General features: G+C 68.0%; 25 protein-coding genes. 16 read left to right on the plus strand and 9 right to left on the minus strand.

The features are described from left to right. Positions 1 to 11: 11 nt before the first annotated feature. Positions 12 to 854, minus strand: coding sequence for a DUF72 domain-containing protein (locus ABZW60_RS09625; protein WP_355475313.1), 843 nt, complete (start codon positions 852 to 854; stop codon positions 12 to 14). A 20-nt stretch (positions 855 to 874) separates the two neighbouring features. Between ABZW60_RS09625 and ABZW60_RS09630 the strand changes: the two genes are divergently transcribed. Then, the gene (locus ABZW60_RS09630; RefSeq protein ID WP_355475314.1) at positions 875 to 1,819 is read left to right on the plus strand and encodes a phosphotransferase; all 945 of its coding nucleotides are present in this window, start codon (positions 875 to 877) and stop codon (positions 1,817 to 1,819) included. Positions 1,820 to 1,827: 8 nt separating this feature from the next. On the opposite strand, the gene ABZW60_RS09635 is transcribed toward ABZW60_RS09630, so the two are convergent. Further along, positions 1,828 to 2,202, minus strand: a complete 375-nt coding sequence (locus tag ABZW60_RS09635) for a hypothetical protein (protein ID WP_355475315.1) — start codon at positions 2,200 to 2,202, stop codon at positions 1,828 to 1,830. A gap of 124 nt (positions 2,203 to 2,326) precedes the next feature. Then, positions 2,327 to 2,740 carry a hypothetical protein gene (locus ABZW60_RS09640; RefSeq protein WP_355475316.1) on the minus strand — a complete coding sequence of 138 codons (414 nt, stop codon included), beginning with the start codon at positions 2,738 to 2,740 and terminating at the stop codon, positions 2,327 to 2,329. Between the two features lie 112 nt (positions 2,741 to 2,852). On the opposite strand from ABZW60_RS09640, the gene ABZW60_RS09645 reads away from it, so the two are divergent. Further along, a complete protein-coding gene (locus ABZW60_RS09645; protein WP_355475317.1) occupies positions 2,853 to 3,197 on the plus strand; it encodes a ClpX C4-type zinc finger protein in 345 nt (114 codons plus the stop codon). A gap of 1 nt (position 3,198) precedes the next feature. Here ABZW60_RS09645 and ABZW60_RS09650 read toward each other — a convergent pair whose 3' ends face one another. Further along, complete coding sequence (locus ABZW60_RS09650; RefSeq protein WP_355475318.1) at positions 3,199 to 4,059, minus strand: alpha/beta hydrolase; 861 nt, start codon at positions 4,057 to 4,059, stop codon at positions 3,199 to 3,201. Positions 4,060 to 4,121: 62 nt separating this feature from the next. Between ABZW60_RS09650 and ABZW60_RS09655 the strand changes: the two genes are divergently transcribed. Further along, positions 4,122 to 4,520, plus strand: coding sequence for a cytidine deaminase (locus ABZW60_RS09655; protein WP_355475319.1), 399 nt, complete (start codon positions 4,122 to 4,124; stop codon positions 4,518 to 4,520). A gap of 32 nt (positions 4,521 to 4,552) precedes the next feature. Here ABZW60_RS09655 and ABZW60_RS09660 read toward each other — a convergent pair whose 3' ends face one another. Genes ABZW60_RS09660 through ABZW60_RS09680 form a run of 5 tightly spaced genes read right to left on the minus strand, consistent with a single transcriptional unit; the run spans position 4,553 to position 6,986 of the window. Further along, complete coding sequence (locus ABZW60_RS09660; RefSeq protein WP_355475320.1) at positions 4,553 to 4,717, minus strand: hypothetical protein; 165 nt, start codon at positions 4,715 to 4,717, stop codon at positions 4,553 to 4,555. 55 nt (positions 4,718 to 4,772) lie between these two features. Next, positions 4,773 to 5,534, minus strand: coding sequence for a phosphotransferase (locus tag ABZW60_RS09665; RefSeq protein ID WP_355475321.1), 762 nt, complete (start codon positions 5,532 to 5,534; stop codon positions 4,773 to 4,775). Between the two features lie 10 nt (positions 5,535 to 5,544). Continuing rightward, on the minus strand, positions 5,545 to 5,979 hold the full coding sequence (locus tag ABZW60_RS09670; RefSeq protein WP_355475322.1) for a VOC family protein: 435 nt from the start codon (positions 5,977 to 5,979) through the stop codon (positions 5,545 to 5,547). A 9-nt stretch (positions 5,980 to 5,988) separates the two neighbouring features. Next, the gene (locus ABZW60_RS09675; protein WP_355475323.1) at positions 5,989 to 6,486 is read right to left on the minus strand and encodes a hypothetical protein; all 498 of its coding nucleotides are present in this window, start codon (positions 6,484 to 6,486) and stop codon (positions 5,989 to 5,991) included. A gap of 5 nt (positions 6,487 to 6,491) precedes the next feature. Beyond that, complete coding sequence (locus ABZW60_RS09680; RefSeq protein ID WP_355475324.1) at positions 6,492 to 6,986, minus strand: hypothetical protein; 495 nt, start codon at positions 6,984 to 6,986, stop codon at positions 6,492 to 6,494. A gap of 32 nt (positions 6,987 to 7,018) precedes the next feature. Here ABZW60_RS09680 and ABZW60_RS09685 point away from each other — a divergent pair, with 32 nt between their 5' ends. The 13 genes from ABZW60_RS09685 to ABZW60_RS09745 all read left to right on the plus strand — a co-directional run bounded on the left by ABZW60_RS09685 (position 7,019) and on the right by ABZW60_RS09745 (position 14,795). Beyond that, a complete protein-coding gene (locus ABZW60_RS09685) occupies positions 7,019 to 7,234 on the plus strand; it encodes a hypothetical protein (protein WP_355475325.1) in 216 nt (71 codons plus the stop codon). 43 nt (positions 7,235 to 7,277) lie between these two features. Beyond that, positions 7,278 to 7,859, plus strand: a complete 582-nt coding sequence (locus tag ABZW60_RS09690; protein WP_355475326.1) for a helix-turn-helix transcriptional regulator — start codon at positions 7,278 to 7,280, stop codon at positions 7,857 to 7,859. A gap of 86 nt (positions 7,860 to 7,945) precedes the next feature. Beyond that, positions 7,946 to 8,398 carry a hypothetical protein gene (locus ABZW60_RS09695; protein ID WP_355475327.1) on the plus strand — a complete coding sequence of 151 codons (453 nt, stop codon included), beginning with the start codon at positions 7,946 to 7,948 and terminating at the stop codon, positions 8,396 to 8,398. A gap of 142 nt (positions 8,399 to 8,540) precedes the next feature. Further along, the gene (locus tag ABZW60_RS09700) at positions 8,541 to 8,813 is read left to right on the plus strand and encodes a hypothetical protein (protein ID WP_355475328.1); all 273 of its coding nucleotides are present in this window, start codon (positions 8,541 to 8,543) and stop codon (positions 8,811 to 8,813) included. A 40-nt stretch (positions 8,814 to 8,853) separates the two neighbouring features. After that, positions 8,854 to 9,618, plus strand: coding sequence for a class I SAM-dependent methyltransferase (locus ABZW60_RS09705; RefSeq protein ID WP_355475329.1), 765 nt, complete (start codon positions 8,854 to 8,856; stop codon positions 9,616 to 9,618). Then, positions 9,619 to 10,680 (plus strand): hypothetical protein, encoded by a 1,062-nt coding sequence (locus tag ABZW60_RS09710; protein WP_355475330.1) that lies wholly within the window; start codon positions 9,619 to 9,621, stop codon positions 10,678 to 10,680. It abuts the gene before it with no gap. A 2-nt stretch (positions 10,681 to 10,682) separates the two neighbouring features. Beyond that, on the plus strand, positions 10,683 to 11,162 hold the full coding sequence (gene smpB, locus ABZW60_RS09715; RefSeq protein ID WP_355475331.1) for an SsrA-binding protein SmpB: 480 nt from the start codon (positions 10,683 to 10,685) through the stop codon (positions 11,160 to 11,162). Between the two features lie 99 nt (positions 11,163 to 11,261). Next, positions 11,262 to 11,390 carry a hypothetical protein gene (locus tag ABZW60_RS09720; RefSeq protein ID WP_355475332.1) on the plus strand — a complete coding sequence of 43 codons (129 nt, stop codon included), beginning with the start codon at positions 11,262 to 11,264 and terminating at the stop codon, positions 11,388 to 11,390. A gap of 125 nt (positions 11,391 to 11,515) precedes the next feature. Next, positions 11,516 to 11,818, plus strand: a complete 303-nt coding sequence (locus tag ABZW60_RS09725) for a hypothetical protein (RefSeq protein WP_355475333.1) — start codon at positions 11,516 to 11,518, stop codon at positions 11,816 to 11,818. Between the two features lie 47 nt (positions 11,819 to 11,865). Further along, positions 11,866 to 12,765 carry an aminoglycoside phosphotransferase family protein gene (locus ABZW60_RS09730; RefSeq protein WP_355475334.1) on the plus strand — a complete coding sequence of 300 codons (900 nt, stop codon included), beginning with the start codon at positions 11,866 to 11,868 and terminating at the stop codon, positions 12,763 to 12,765. A 23-nt stretch (positions 12,766 to 12,788) separates the two neighbouring features. Then, positions 12,789 to 13,433 (plus strand): DinB family protein, encoded by a 645-nt coding sequence (locus ABZW60_RS09735; protein WP_355475335.1) that lies wholly within the window; start codon positions 12,789 to 12,791, stop codon positions 13,431 to 13,433. A 32-nt stretch (positions 13,434 to 13,465) separates the two neighbouring features. Beyond that, the gene (locus ABZW60_RS09740) at positions 13,466 to 13,954 is read left to right on the plus strand and encodes a hypothetical protein (protein WP_355475336.1); all 489 of its coding nucleotides are present in this window, start codon (positions 13,466 to 13,468) and stop codon (positions 13,952 to 13,954) included. 211 nt (positions 13,955 to 14,165) lie between these two features. After that, positions 14,166 to 14,795, plus strand: coding sequence for a glyoxalase superfamily protein (locus ABZW60_RS09745; protein ID WP_355475337.1), 630 nt, complete (start codon positions 14,166 to 14,168; stop codon positions 14,793 to 14,795). Positions 14,796 to 14,918: the final 123 nt, after the last annotated feature.

The raw sequence follows: 14,918 nt of genomic DNA on the forward strand, positions 1-14,918 counted from the left end.
CGCTAAGGCCGTCACGCTTCGGTGCCGGCCGAACTGATTCCGAGGCGTTCGGCCAGCCGCTCCGCGTCGTACGGCGCGTGCACCTTGACGTCGTTGTCGAAGTACACGTAGGTGTCGCACTTCCAGGAGCGGATCTTCCGGGCCCAGCGACCGAGCGCCTTGTCGTCGTACCCGCTGACGTAGAGCTCCTCGGCGCCGTGCAGCCGGACATAGGCGAAGTCCGCGGTGACGTCACCGAACATCGGCCACTTGCCTGCGGTGTCCGCACAGACGACCGCGACGTCGTGCTCCCGGCAGAGCTCGACGAACTCCTTGGTCTTGAAGCTGTCATGCCGGACTTCGATCGCGTACCGAATCGGTTTGTCGACAGAAGCTTCGAGCAGCGCCCGGCCCTCCATCCGCTCGTCGTGGCCCTTCGCGACCTCGGCCGCCTCGGCCGTGGTGCGCGGCAGCTGGTCGAAGAAGCTCGCGCAGCGGTCCGCGTCGTACTGGAAGTTGGGCGGCAGCTGCCAGAGCACCGGACCGAGTTTGTTGCCGAGCGCAAGAACACCGGACGCGAAGAAGTTCGCCAGCGGCGCGTCCACGTCGGCCAGGCGTTTCAGGTGCGTGACGAAGCGCGGGCCCTTGACCGAGAAGACGAAACCGTCCGGCGTCTCGTCGTACCAGCGCTGGTACGACGCCGGGCGCTGGAGGGCGTAGAAGGAGCCGTTCAGCTCGATCGAGTTCAGCCGGGAGGACGCGTACTCGAGCTCGGCGCGTTGCGGCAGCCCGTCGGGGTAGTAGACCTTCCGCCAGGGTGCGTAGCGCCAGCCCGAGATCCCCACTCGGTACGGGCAGTCCGGCCAGCGCGTCATCCCTCGATTATGGTCCCGGCATGCAGATCGACCGCGGCGCGTATCCGGACGCAGTCACGCCCTGGGACGACCCGGCGTGGCGGGCAGCGGCCCTCGGCTGGCTCGATGCGCGACTCGAAGAGGCCGGCGTCCGCGAGACCGGGCAGCGGCGGGTCCGGGTCCGGCCGTGGTCCGTCATCGTCCGGGTCGAGGCGGAGGACCCGGTGTGGTTCAAGGCCGCGTCGCCCGGGAGCGCGTTCGAGGCCGGGCTGGGCGAGGCGTTGTCCCGGTGGGTGCCGTCCCACGTTCTCCGGCCGTACGCCGTCGACGCGGCCCGCGGCTGGTCACTGCTGCCGTCCGGCGGGCCGTTGCTCCGCACACTGGAGATCGGGCCGCGCGAGTGGGAGGAGGCGTTGACGCAGTACGCCGACTTGCAACTGGCCCTCGTACCGCGGGCGGAGGCGTTGCTGGGCCTCGGCGTACCGGATGCTCGGGTCGGCTCGCTGCCGGCCATCTTCGACGAAGCCGTTGCGGGGAACGGGACGCTGGAGGCGGCGGAGCGTGAGCGGCTGGGGCGGTTCCGGCCGCGATTGGTTGCGTGGTGCGAGGAGCTTGCGGATATCGGCGTACCGGATTCCTTGGATCATGCCGATCTGCACGACGGTCAGATCCTGGTGGCCGACCCTGGGCGGTACACGTTCTTCGACTGGGGTGACGCGAATGTCGGTCACCCGTTCTGCAGTTTGCTCGTCGCGCTCGATCGTGCGGCCGACGACCACGGGCAGGAGGTGGTCGCCCGGTTGGAGAACGCGTACCTCGAGCCGTGGACCGACGGTCACTCGATGGCCGACCTCCGCCGCGCCGCCGAACTCGCCCGGCGGCTCAGCCAGCTGACCCGCGCCGGCTCCTGGGCCCGCCTCTTCCCCGCGGCAGCGTCGATCGGCGACCCGGAACGCGCCGCTGCTCTGCTACGGCTCGCCGGCTGAATCCTGGGTCAGGTCGGGAGCCAGGTCGGCCACCACGGCGGGACGTTGCCCGGGCAGATACCGGGCGAGGCGGCCGGGGTGCCTTGCCAGGAGAACAGCGCGAGGTCGGCGATCGCGATCGCAACGGCGGCCGCGATCAGCGAGAACAGGAACGCCTTCCCGGCGTACCGGAAGACGACGGTGAACAGCACCAGGTTGACGATCAGCGCGATCGGCACCCCGAGGAACAGCAGTGTCAGCCCGTTCGGCACACTCCCGGCGACGTCCACCCGGCACGCCTTCCACGCGCGCGAAGTAGCCACCACCAACCCGAACGCCGCGCCGCCACCCACCACCACAGCAAGGAACGACTCCCCCTTGCTCCCCTTCGCCGCAAACGCCATGAGGATCACGGTAAGTGATCCACCAGCCCACTTCATCCCGCCCCGGCGAGGTGCGCCGGCTCCTCGGACTCACCCCGGGTCTTCCCGACCCCGGAGGAACCGGTGAGGTACACGAGTCCCACGGCTACACCGTCTTCGGGCGGAGCCAGAGCATGGCGGTCGGGTGGTCGGACTCATGCGGTACGACGACCACTTGGTGCGGGTCCTCGTACAGCACGCGGCCCGGGGCTGGGGACTCGTAGCGTTCGCACGGGAGGTTGTGGGTCGCGAGGATCGCGAGGTAACCCGGGATCGGCTCCAGCAGGTGCTCGGCCGACGGCTTGAACCACGCGGCCGCGTGCGGGTTGGCCTCGTAGACGGTGGGGTCGACGGTCGACGGATTGGTGTACGCCGCGTCGTACCAGGCGTTCGTCGTGCGGCGGAACTCTTCCTCCTCGGCGCTCAGGTATCCGCGCTGCCCGAGCATGTTCACCAGCCCGAAGATCCCGATCCGCCGGCCGCGGCGATCCGGCACCGGGCTCTGATACCTGACGAACACTTCGGACTCCTTCGCTTGGCGGCCTTCAGGATGCCTGACCGTTGACCCGGGCGGGTTGTCAGGCCTAGCCTGACAGATGTGTCAGGGATTCCCTGACAGACTGGAGGGCGGTATGACGGACAACGTGATGCGATGCTCGTTCTGCGGGAAGACGGCGGACGAGGTGCAGCGGCTGATCGCCGGGCCCGGAGTGTTCATCTGCAACGAGTGCGTCGAGCTGTGCGAGCGGGTGCTCAGCGAGCAGCCGATCGCGTCGTTCCCGCCGCTGGACGGGAAGAGCGACGACGAACTCCTGGCCGACATGGCCCGGCTCGACAAGTCCCGCGGCCAGGTCGAGGCCGCCGTACAGGACCGCGTACAACGCCTGCGCTCCCGCTCAGTCACCTGGGCACGCATCGGCGAGGCCTTAGGCACCAGCCGCCAATCAGCCTGGGAACGCTTCTCGGGCGAGGAATAACTCAGTCTCCGCAAGCTGACCGAAAGGCGGCGATCTCCGCCAGGTAGCGGTCAGTCTCCTCGACGTTCGGAAAATGGGCGCTCTCGCCGAACACGCGAAGCCGAGCACGCGGAAGCCGGGTAACCAGGTCGCGACACGCGTCCACCCCGGCATTGCGATCCCAGAAGCCGACGATCACCAGCACCGGAACCTCCAGTGCCGCGAACTCGTCGACGAGCGGCACCCGCCGCGGCGGTTCACCGGCAAGCGCGGCCGCCATCTCGCCGGTGTTGATCAGGCCGCTCTCCTCCCACAGCTCGCGGACCCGCCGCGCCGCCGCAGGCTGACGGAACAGAAAGCGGTCGACGGTCTCCCGGTCGACGACGTCCCAGACGGCACGCGGCCCCGACTCCGCCACCGCGGCGCGGATCACGGCACGCATCTCGTCGTCGGCGGCAACGGCCTCGAACCCGGACCCCCACGTCGACGGCGTCAGCGGCCCGGCCAACGCGGTCCCCTGGAGGATCAGGCCGGCGACACGGTCCGGATGCGCGACGGTGTACTCGGCCGCGAGATCCCCACCGAACGAGATACCGAGCAGCATGATCCGAGGCAGCTCGAGGTGCCTCCGCAGCTGTTCGAGATCGTCGACGAGCAGCGGTACGGCGTACCGCCCGTCGCCGTCGCTGCGCCCGGAGCCGCGCTGCTCGTAGTACACGACCGGGCCGAGCTCCTCGAGCAACGACCCGGTCAGCCGCTCGAAGTCGTAGATGAATCCACCGGGACCACCGTGCACCACGACGACCGGAACCCGCCCGCGCGCGTCGCCCGCCACGCGCACCCAGTGCCGGACCCCGTTCAGCTCGACGTACGACTCGGTCACCGTCGCAGTCTCACACGAAAATTCCGTGGTTCTGGCGAGTGCGACGTTGCTAGGTTGCGCGAGTGACCAACGACGAGCTCATCGACGCGGCGGCGGCTGTGCTGCATCCGTATCGTGTCGACGACCGGCTCTTCGGGGACGTGGCGTCGGCGCTGCTCACCGCCGGCGGCAACGTGTATGTCGGCGTCTGCATCGACACCGCCTCGGGCACGGGCTTCTGCGCCGAGCACGCCGCCATCGCGGCGATGGTGACCGCGCGCGAGTACAAGATCGCGAAGATCGTCGCCGTCTGGCGCGGGGACGGCCCGGTCCAGGTCGTGCCGCCGTGCGGCCGCTGCCGGGAGTTCATCCGCCAGATCGACCCCGCGAACATCGACACCGAGGTCATCCTGGGCAGCGGTCGGACGGCGTCCCTCCGCGCCCTTCTCCCCGAAACCGACTGGCCGTCGCCCGTCAGCTGACCTGATTGCCCTCAGCAACCTCCTGGTGACTGTCAAGCGCTGCTCTGGCGCTTGCGCGGCCACACTGCGATCGCGATCGCGAACAGGGCCACAGCGACGACGAGGTCGAACAGTTCGCCCTGGCGGACCGCGGAGACGACGCTCCCGAGCCCGGCGAGAACGAAGAACACAGCCAGAAACGTCCTCAGCACTGTCATTCCCCCACCCCCTACCCGGTCAATCGGGCGCCGCGCCGGGAGTGTTACGCCCTGCCTAGCTCGAGAGCAACGCCTCGACCCACGCGTCGTGGTGCTTCGCGACGTACTCGGCGGCCGGGCCCCAGAAATCGGCGTGACCGTCGGCGTAGTGCTTGGCCCACGGTTGTTCCCCGGTCTCGTGGCCGCGAACCAGCAGCTCGTACGATCCGCGCGTGCGGGCCGCGATCTGCGCGGGGAACGCCCGGCGATGCTCCACGTCGAGCCCGTACGCGTCCACGAACGCGCGCAACCGCGGCGCGTCCACCTCCACGTCGCCTCCCGGCAGCAGCGGTACGAGCGACTGCGCGGCGTACCCGAGATCCCACAACCGCGTCGACGGCCCGGCGTTGTCCCAGTCGATGAAGACCCAGCGGTCGTCGTTGCACACCAGGTTCCACGGGGCGAGGTCGCCGTGGCAGATCAGCTCGCCGCCGGCCGGATCCGGTTCCGCCGGATGCCAGGCGGCGTCCGACGGCGGCCGGAAGTCCTCCATGGCGTCGTGCAGCTCACGGATCAGTCGGCCGACGCGGCGAAGCTCGTCCAGCGAGAACGGCGGCAGCGTGTCGGCGAGCGTGCCCGGGATGTACTCCAGGACGTGCCGCTCCTGCTCGTCCCGGCCCAACGTCCGCGGCGCGCCGTCGAACCGCTTCGCGGCCAGATGATCGAGCACAGCCTCGACCCCGGCCGTATGGTCGAGCGCCGGCTTGCGCACCGTCGCGCCGATCCGCACAACGCTGTCGGCGACGTTCCCGCCGGTCAGTACCTCTTCGGCTTCCACGCGGCCGGGATCAGTCGAGGCAGAACTCGTTGCCTTCGACATCCTGCATGTTCTGGCAGGACTCGTTCTCCTCGTCGGCCAGGAGCAGCTGCCCGCGGACCGCGCCGAGCGCCTCGAGCCGCCGGCACTCCGCTTCGAGTACGGCGAGACGCTCCTCGCCGACCAGCCCGGTGCCGACGCGGACGTCGAGGTGCACACGGTTCTTCACGACCTTGCCTTCCGGAACCCGCTGGAAGAACAACCGCGGCCCTTCCCCGGTCGGGTCGACACACGCGTACGCCGACCCCTGCCGCTCGGCCGGCAGCGACTGGTCGAACTCCTCCCAGGACGCGAACCCCTTCGGCGCCGGCGGCACGACGTACCCCAACACCTCACACCAGAACCGAGCAACCCGCTCAGGCTCCGCACAGTCGAACGTAACCTGAAACTTCTTGACCGACGCCATCCACCCACCCTAATCGCGCAGACTCCAACGGGTCACCCGGTTTGCCAGCCACTCCTCCGCAGTCACGGTCCGTCCACCAACCGTCGGGCGCAGTCCCTCCCATGCGGCCCGGAACCCGGCCAACGCCACCGCACTCGCAACCCGGAACCCACCGGCCTCGACGTCGAACGTGCCGGCCGGCCATGTATGACGTGTAGCGCCCCAGAAGTCGGTGTACGGGCCCGGCTGCACCAGGAACAGCTCGACTCGAATCCCCTCGGCCTCGAAGGCCCGCTTGTGCGGGAATCGCTTGGCCGCAATCTCCTGTACGTCGCCGCGCGCGAGATATACGTCCACGACGTCGAAGTTGCCGGCCGGGTACAGCAGGTCGAGGTCTTGATGCGGGCGCGGCGGACTCAGGCCGAGTAGCTCCGACGCCCAGCCGCCGAAGATCCAGGTCCTGACACCGGCGGCCTCCAACTGCCTGACGACGTCCCTGACGAAGGCGAGATCGTTGCTGCGTGCCATGCCGTTCAGGTTTGCATGATGCGGACGAAGACGGTGGGGTGGGCGGCGGACGGGTTGTCGACCAGGAGGTCTACGGACAAGGGCAGGCCGTCGGAGTTCGTGTCTTGGACCTGGTTGCTCGCTCGCGCCGGCCAACTGCTCGGCTGCCACTCGCGGAACCGGGCGGGCAGCTTGTCCTCCCAGCCGGATTGGCTCGGCAGCGCTTCTGACCGGTCAGCTTCCATCAGCGTGCTCGGTGCCAGCCGGTAAGTCCCGAGGAAGCTGATCAACCCGACCCGGTCCGTGGCGAAGCGCAGATGGAGCTCGTTGATGTCCCAGTCCCGGAGCTCCAACCATTCAAGCCCGGTCGCGCCGGCCGGCAGCTGGACGTCGTAGTACTTCACATGCTTGGCGAATTCGGCACTCTCAACAGTCCCGCTCGAGATCTCCACCTGAGGCTGAACCGAGCAGCCGACCACGGCGATCGTCGCCACCAGTCCCGCCGTACGTCGCCCGCGCACCGCGCCACCGTACAGGGCTAGGGTCTGCGCGCATGGATCTAGCAGCCCTGCAGGCGCGCGCCGTCGCCATCAACGAGCTCTACGACCGACACAACGAGGCCGCGGGCCGCCCCGCCTGGACTACCGGCGACCTAGCCCTCGGCTTCGTCGGCGACGTAGGCGACCTCGCCAAACTCGTCATGGCCGCAGACGGCCGCCGCCACATCGACAACCAAATGACCAGGACCCTGGAAACCAAACTGACCTGACCAGGCTATTATCTAATCAGATAACGGTCCTAGGAGCGTGGGGATGGACAGGGACAGTCAGGCGGTCGTCGATCAACTCAACCACGCGCTGGCCGAGAGCGGGCTGTCCCAGGCAGCCTTCGCCACTGCCCTCGGCACTTCCGCTTCGCGATTCTCGACGTACCGCTCCGGCAGGACGAAGCCGACGGCGCAGTTCTTCCTGCGCGCCGGACGGATCGCGCACGCGCTGCACGAGGCGCGGGATCGCCGCATCATGACGGCTCCTGCCACGGCGGCCGCGATTCGCGAGGCGGACGATACGGAATGGGCGTGGCGCATGTTGCTCCAGGGCCGCGACCACCTGCGGTTGTTGCTCCACCGCCGCGACGGCTCCGAAGCCGCGTGGGAGGCCGCACCGGACACCACTGGCCACGCGGGTTTCGACACCCTTCTCGCTCTCCTGACCGCCCAGGAGTTCAAGGCGGCAGGCGAGGACCCGCCGGCCTGGACCGACGTCGAAGCCCTCCCGGATCCGTGGATTCCCGAGCACCCGTTCCTCGATCGCGACGAGATCATCGACCAAACGCCGGCCTATTTGGCAGCGGCCAACATCTTTGTCCCCGCACGTGACCTGGTGAATGCGTAGAGGGCACGTCGAACGACGACCCGCGGCGTACGGAAGACATCGACGTCATCACGCGGGACGAGGCGGTTCTCGAGGAAGCGCGTGCGATGGCGAGTCAGCGCAAGCTGCCTGAGGACTGGTTGAACACGCGCGCCAACCCGTGGATGCCGCCACTCCCCGAAGACGCACTGCAGCGCTCCGGTGCACCAGGTCTGCACATCACCTACGCCAGCGATGAGTTCCTGCTGGCGACCAAGCTGGTCGCCCAGCGCCGCAAGGATGCCTCTGACATCATCAACCTCGCCGGGCGTCTCCACCTCGGGAACGCCTCGGCCGACGACCTCGAGCAATTGATTCGCCGCTACTACACCGACGAGGATTCGCTCGAGTTCATTCTCGGCGGCGACGACGTCAGTCGCGAAGTACATCTGCTGGCAGTCAGAGCCGAGAAACTGCTGGCACGGCAGCGATCCGAGCCGGCCGGCTCCACGCCGACAGTTGATGTGAAGCCTTCAGCCGTACGCCGCTCAACTCGCTCGACAACACGTGAACGCGACTAGCCGCACCCAGTAAAACCGCGCGCGGTCGCCGGGGTTGGCGGGTGATGATGGCTGGATGGTTGAGCGACATTCTCGGGCTGTGCCTGGTGGGCGGGCTTTTTACTTTACTGAGCGGTTGTGGGAGTTGTCGGAGGGGCTTCCGGTGGAGGTTGTTCCGATCGAATCGATCGAGGCGTTCGACGAGGATTGCTGGTTCGGTGGCAGGGCGGTGACGTGCCGGATGGTGGCGCGGCATGCGGACCTGATTCAGAAGGCCGATCTCAGTTATCCGGTGATCCTGTCGGCGGACGGGCGGTTGATGGACGGCGGGCACCGGATCGCGAAGGCCTGGATCAGTGGGCTGACGACGATCGACGCCGTCCGATTCCGGGTCGACCCGGAGCCCGACTACTTCGAGCCGGACCCCACGCCGTAAATCTCGGCGCGCCCCGGGAGTTCGCCGTAGGGTGCCGGTCATGTCGGACGCGAGCGTCGTACGGGACAACCAGCGGTACTGGGAAGCGTTGGCGCCGGCGCGGACGGGTGCGCCGGTCGAGTCGCTTCGCTCCGGGGCGGACGTGTTCACCGATCACGAGCGCGCCGCGATCGGTGATGTCAGGGGACGCCGGGTTCTGCAGTTGGCCTGCTCGGTGGGCGACGAGGCGCTGACGTTCGCACAACTGGGCGCCGAGGTCACCGCGGTCGACATCGCTCCCAGCCACTTGGCCACGGGCAGAGCGAAGGCCGAAGCGCTGGGCCTGGTCGTGGACTTCCAAGAGCAGAACATGATGGCCCTGTCCGAGGACCTCACCGGGTTCGACCTGATCTTCATCTCCTGGGGCGGCCTGTGCTGGACTCCGGACGTCAACGCCTGGGCTCACCTGGCCGCGCAACGACTCAATCCCGGCGGTTCGCTGATCATCAGTGAGCACCACCCGTTGTGGGAGGTGCTGACAGTCGCAGGCGAGGATCGTCTGAGCATCTCCGCCGACTACTTCGTCCCGGACCGCGCGGGGTACGCCGACCCACTGAAGGCGCCCGAGATCACGAGGACGCTGGGAGTCCCGGACCTCCCCCACAAGAGCTTCGTCTGGAGCATCGGCAACGTCATCAGCGCCGTCCTCACCGCCGGGCTGACCATCCAGTCGTTCCAAGAATTCCCTGAGGCCGACATGTACCCGAACCTCGGCACCAACGCTGACCGCATCCCGGCCACCTACCTCCTGACCGCCACCCGCTGAATGCCCCACTACCCGCCACCCGCGAGACCGCTCGGCCCGGATGCGCAGGGTCAGTGGGTCCGTCGCTGGACGTCGCCGGAGTGGACGCAGACCGCAGACGCGTGGGTCAGCGACCGCCTCGCCGAGCGCGGCCGACGGATCAGCGGCGAACCGGTCACGTACCGCGCCCGCTTCTGGTCCGTGGTCCGCTGCTACACGACCGTCGAGGGCCTGGTGTGGTTCAAGGAGAACAACCCGGGCCACCGCTTCGAGCCGGGCCTGGTCGCGGCGCTGGCCCAGTACGCGCCGTACGACGTGATCATGCCGCTCGCCGTGGACGGTGAACGCGGCTGGCTGCTGGCCGACGATCACGGTACGACGCTCTGGCACCCGGACGTCGCGGATCAGGCCACGCGATGCACCGTCGTACGAGCCCTGGCCCGCCTGCAGTGCTCTCTCCTCGGCCGCCTCGATCCGACCGAGCACCCGGGCATGATCGAGCTCGCCCCGACCACGGCCGGCGAACGAGTACGCGCCGTCGCGCAGGCGTGGGCGAGCCTGCCGCCCGCGCATCCGCTGTACGCCGACCCGGGCCTGGTGGCGCGCGCCGGCCGCGCTGCCGACGTACTGGATCGACGGACCGCGTTGCTCAGCGACACCGTTCCGCTCGACCTGGAGTTCAACGACGTGTATCCGGCGAACATCTTCGCCGACCGGTCCACCGGCGTACTGCGGCCGCGGTTCTTCGACTTCGGCAACACGATCTGGGCGCATCCGTTCGTCACCCTGCACGGCTTCCTCGACGCGGTGACGGAATGGACGCGGGCGCCGCTGTCTCGCGAACACCACGAAGCGCTGCTCGGCGCGTACCTCGAGATCTGGTCCGACCACCTCGACGCGGACCCGCTGGTGTTGCGCCGCGACCTCGACACCACCGAGGCGCTGGTCCGTGTGCACCGGCTCGTCTCGTGGCTGCGTCTGGTCCCGTACGCCGACCCGCTCGAGCTCCGGGCCCGCGCCGAGATCCCGCGGAAGTACCTGGCCGGGATCGCCGCACTCGCCGGTCGGCAGGCAGAATCGTGAGTGTGAAGAAACCAGAGGCTGAGCCCGTCGTCGCGCGCAACCGCAAGGCTGCCCACGACTACCAGCTGGGCGAGTCCTGGGAGGCGGGGATCGTGCTGCAGGGCCTCGAGGTGAAGGCGCTCCGCGCCGGGCGGGCGTCACTCGTCGGCGGGTTCGCCCTGGTCGAGGACCGGGAGATCTGGCTGCACGGCGTACATATCCCGCAGTACTCCCAGGCCCGCTGGTTCAACGAGGGCTCGCGCCGCAAGCGCAAACTGCTGCTGCACCGGGCGCAGATCGACAAGATCGAGCGCAAGGTGAACGAGAGCGGGCTGACGATCGTCCCGATCACCCTCTACTTCAAGGACGGCCGCGCGAAGGTCGAGATCGCGCTGGCCCGCGGCAAGAAGACCTGGGACAAACGCCAGACCCTCGCCGAACGCGAGGCAACCCGCGAAGTCGAGCGCGCCGTCAACCGCCGCTTGAAAGGCCGCCGCGACTGACCCACCGGACGCAACAGAGCCCGGGTCCGAGACGATCAGGGTGATCGAGGAGCCGTCCTACTGGCAGGACCGCTTCCAACCGGGCGTCGCATCGGCGCCGTGATCGGTGCCCCCGCCGCCGTGTTCGCCTGGTTCGTCTTCGCCTGGCAGGGCACGCCGGCCGACTCCCCGGACCCACGGTGCCCCGGCGGCGTCACGCTCTGGTGGCCGTCATGGATCCCGAGCTGAACGACCGCCCAGAAAGACTCGTGCGACAAGGGACGTCTGGCACTGGCTGCAGTACCGGGCGCAGCGCACTCTGAACGCCGAAACGGTGTCCACTTTCAGGCCACCTTGGGCGGACGGAGACCACCATGCGGCACCATCCTTTGGCGCCCACCACGCATACGGCCGAGTTGCTCCAGATCCATGAGATCAACGTCGCCCTCGCGTCCGGTCACCACGTCACCGCAGGCTCCGTCGGCGCCCCGGCGAGGGTGCCCGGGGACGCCGTCCTGCGATACCTCGAGCCGACGGGGCCGCCGTCGTACCCGTACGTCTTCGGTCACTTCAGCAGTCGGAGCACCGGAGACACGATGCGGATCGAGCTGCACACGGCGCAACTGCGCGCCATCAGTCACCAGCTGGCACTTCGCGAGCACATCTGGGGCGTGTGATCGCAAAATCCCAGGGCACTCGCTGTCTGAACTTCTAGGCTGGCGGGGTGAGCCTCGACATTCCTGACCAGGTCCGCAAGACGGTCGTAGCCGACGGGAACGACGCCTGGCTGGACGAGTTGCCAGGGGTGGTCGACTCGCTGGCCCAGGAGTGGTCGCTGGTGATCGGGCGCAGCTTCGCGGGCGGTCACGCCGCCCTGGTCGTCGAAGTGACGCTGGTCGACGGAACTCCGGCGGTCCTCAAGATCGGTGTGCCAGGCCGGGACCTCGGGCCGGAGGCCACGGCGTTGCGCCTGGCCGACGGAGAAGGATGCGCCAAGCTGTTGGGCGAGGACCGGGGTCGGCGAGCCCTTCTGATGGAGCGCCTCGGGGCGCCGATGTACGACCTCGTGGCCGACCGAGTACGCCGCCTCGAGCTGCTGTGCGACGTGGCGGCACGCCTGTGGCGTCCGATCGATCCCGACCTCGACCTCGACCTCCCGACCGGCGCCGGACTGGCCGAGCAGTACGCGGAGCGGCTACCGCAGCTCTGGGAACAGGCGGGACGACCGTGTACGCCGGCCACCGTCGCGGACGCGCTGGATTGCATGAACCGTCGCCGCCTTGCCCACGACGATCGGACCGCGGTCCTGGTCCACGGCGACATCCACGAGATGAACGCCCTGCAGGCGAGTGACGGCAGCTACAAACTCATCGATCCAGCCGGGCTACGGGCCGAACCGGCGTGCGATCTCGGCACCATCGTCCGCTGCACCCCGGACCTCGGCGACGACCTCCGGGCACGGACCGAGAAGCTGGCCTCTCGCACCGGCGTGGACGCCACCGCCATCTGGGAATGGGGAACCATCCACCGGGTCGTCAGCGGCGTCTACGCCTGCACCATCGACTTCCAGCCCTTCGGAAACCTCCTACTAACAGAAGCAGACCGCCTCACAGCCAGTGGCTAGCAAGCGCTTCGCCTTCGATCGCCATGGATCTGAAGGCCCGGCTGCACGATTCCCTCCACGGGGCGAGACAGACCCCGCTCACCAAGTTCGAGGGACTGACCGAGTACGACCTGCGCCGCCCGTTGCCCCCCACGGGAAGCGACCTCGTGGGAATTCTCAGGCATCTCGGCGGCATCGAACACGCCTATCTCTGCGAGACCTTCGGCCGCCCCCTTCCACCACCGCCCTTGCCGGACGACTGGGACGAAGAGCTCTGGCACAACGGCGACATGTGGGTACGGCCCACGGAGTCGAGCGAGGCGATACTCGCCTGGTACCACGCAGCGTGTGAGCAGGCCGATCAGACCATCCAGATGCTCGATCTGAACTCCCCCGGCAAGGTCCCCCAGTGGGACGAGGCCCACAGCTCGACGACTCTCGGAGACATGATCGTCATCGTGCTCGGCGAGGAATGCCGTCACGGCGGACACATCGACGTCGTCCGCGAACTGGTCGACGGCCGAGCAGGCGCGGACTACAGCGACTCGGCGCCCCGGACAAGTGGCAGACGTACGTCGCCAGGGTCCAGGCAGCGGCCGACCTCTACGCCGACCAGATCACACAGCTGGACGAACGACCTCGCCCGTCTGGTGGCCTGGAACGTCGACAGCCCCGGCAGCCGGCCCTAGCGTGTCTCACAACGTCCGGAGGAGGTTATGCGATGACGGGTGCGGAGTGGGTACTCGCCGTGACCATCTTCTTCTCGGGGCTTGCGTCCGGCCTTCTGGGGATGTTGTGCACCATCATGCGCCCGATGCTCACCGAGATGGACGGCGCGGATTTCCGCAACTTCATGGGGGCGTTCCTTCGATTCGCGGACGAATCCTTGGGGAAGCTGTACAACCTTGGTTGGTCGCTTGCGATGTTTCTCCTGCCGGTCGTCGTGCTCGTGCTCCTCTGGGACGATCGCGGCTCTACGTCGTTCGTGCTCACCGCGATCGGCTGGGTGATCGTGGTCGTCGGCGTGATCATCGTCTCGAACGCCGTGAAAACACCTCACTACAAGGTGATGCTGGCCTGGGACCCCGAGGCGATGCCGCCCGACTGGGAGGCGGGACGGCAGAAGTACTTCACGATCAACTGGATTCAGATGGTGACGACCTGGTCCGCGTTCGCCCTGTTCATTGCTGCCCTGATCACCATTCGATGAGCCCGGCCCGTTGCCGGGAAATGCTGCTCGTCAGGGACTTCGGGGTCGGACCGAGGTCACGGCCGAGCGTGTCAATTGCGCCGCCGGGCGTCCGATTCGCTGTGGTAATCTCCATTTCGCAGGCGCGGGTTCAGACCCGGTCGTAGGGCGCAGCGGCATATCGAGCCGAAAGGGCAAGGCCCACCTACTTCAACACCGAAGAGGGAGCGCCATGCCCAAGCTCGAAACCTACAAGAAGCAGGCGAAACTACTCGTTCGCTGGCACCGCGATGGGAACTTCTCGATCGGCGGTCGCATCCGACAGCTTGAGCGCTATCGCACGTTGTCCGACCGCGAAGCACTCGCGCTGAAGTTTCCCCTCACCGAAGCCCAAGAGATCATCGCCCTCGAAGCCGGCTGCGCCAGCTGGGCCGAACTCAAGGCGACCACCGAAGCGGCCCCGCCCACCGGCGAGCAGCCGGAACCTCAGGACACGGCAGTCGCGAGCGCCAAACCGGTGCTGTACGTCGCCGACGTCGACGCCGCGGCCACGTTCTATCGGGACCAGCTCGGCTTCCGGATCGATTTCGTGCACGGCGACCCACCGTTCTACGGCTCGGTGTCGCGCGACGGCGCAACCTTGCACCTGAAGTTCGTGGACGAGCCGGTGTTCGCGCCCGGTGCCGCAGAACGCGAAGGGCTCATCATGGCATTCATCGATACGCCGAACGTACGCGAACTGTACGCGGAATACCTGACCGCCGACGCCGAGATCGCCCAGAAGCTGACCAAACAAGCCTGGGGCGGCACCGACTTCATCGTCCGCGACCCGGACGGCAACGCAATCGCCTTCGTCGGCTGAGTCCCGACAAACGGCGCGCGACACTAGCTCTGCGACACCCCTGACAGTTCGACCTCGATAGTTGCCCCATCCCCCAGATAGCGGCCAACCGGGGTCAGCGCGGCGCGAGGTCAAGAGTCCACT

The organism is Kribbella sp. NPDC003557 (genome assembly GCF_040610805.1).
GTDB lineage: Bacteria > Actinomycetota > Actinomycetes > Propionibacteriales > Kribbellaceae > Kribbella.

Bases quoted from the DNA above. Each gene is read 5' to 3' on its own strand.
- ABZW60_RS09625 (WP_355475313.1), bottom strand. From the start codon at position 854: ATGACGCGCTGGCCGGACTGCCCGTACCGAGTGGGGATCTCGGGCTGG.
- ABZW60_RS09630 (WP_355475314.1), top strand. From the start codon at position 875: ATGCAGATCGACCGCGGCGCGTATCCGGACGCAGTCACGCCCTGGGAC.
- ABZW60_RS09635 (WP_355475315.1), bottom strand. From the start codon at position 2,202: ATGGCGTTTGCGGCGAAGGGGAGCAAGGGGGAGTCGTTCCTTGCTGTG.
- ABZW60_RS09645 (WP_355475317.1), top strand. From the start codon at position 2,853: ATGACGGACAACGTGATGCGATGCTCGTTCTGCGGGAAGACGGCGGAC.
- ABZW60_RS09660 (WP_355475320.1), bottom strand. From the start codon at position 4,717: ATGACAGTGCTGAGGACGTTTCTGGCTGTGTTCTTCGTTCTCGCCGGG.
- ABZW60_RS09670 (WP_355475322.1), bottom strand. From the start codon at position 5,979: ATGGCGTCGGTCAAGAAGTTTCAGGTTACGTTCGACTGTGCGGAGCCT.
- ABZW60_RS09675 (WP_355475323.1), bottom strand. From the start codon at position 6,486: ATGGCACGCAGCAACGATCTCGCCTTCGTCAGGGACGTCGTCAGGCAG.
- ABZW60_RS09685 (WP_355475325.1), top strand. From the start codon at position 7,019: ATGGATCTAGCAGCCCTGCAGGCGCGCGCCGTCGCCATCAACGAGCTC.
- ABZW60_RS09690 (WP_355475326.1), top strand. From the start codon at position 7,278: ATGGACAGGGACAGTCAGGCGGTCGTCGATCAACTCAACCACGCGCTG.
- ABZW60_RS09695 (WP_355475327.1), top strand. From the start codon at position 7,946: ATGGCGAGTCAGCGCAAGCTGCCTGAGGACTGGTTGAACACGCGCGCC.
- ABZW60_RS09705 (WP_355475329.1), top strand. From the start codon at position 8,854: ATGTCGGACGCGAGCGTCGTACGGGACAACCAGCGGTACTGGGAAGCG.
- ABZW60_RS09710 (WP_355475330.1), top strand. From the start codon at position 9,619: ATGCCCCACTACCCGCCACCCGCGAGACCGCTCGGCCCGGATGCGCAG.
- ABZW60_RS09725 (WP_355475333.1), top strand. From the start codon at position 11,516: ATGCGGCACCATCCTTTGGCGCCCACCACGCATACGGCCGAGTTGCTC.
- ABZW60_RS09735 (WP_355475335.1), top strand. From the start codon at position 12,789: ATGGATCTGAAGGCCCGGCTGCACGATTCCCTCCACGGGGCGAGACAG.
- ABZW60_RS09740 (WP_355475336.1), top strand. From the start codon at position 13,466: ATGACGGGTGCGGAGTGGGTACTCGCCGTGACCATCTTCTTCTCGGGG.
- ABZW60_RS09745 (WP_355475337.1), top strand. From the start codon at position 14,166: ATGCCCAAGCTCGAAACCTACAAGAAGCAGGCGAAACTACTCGTTCGC.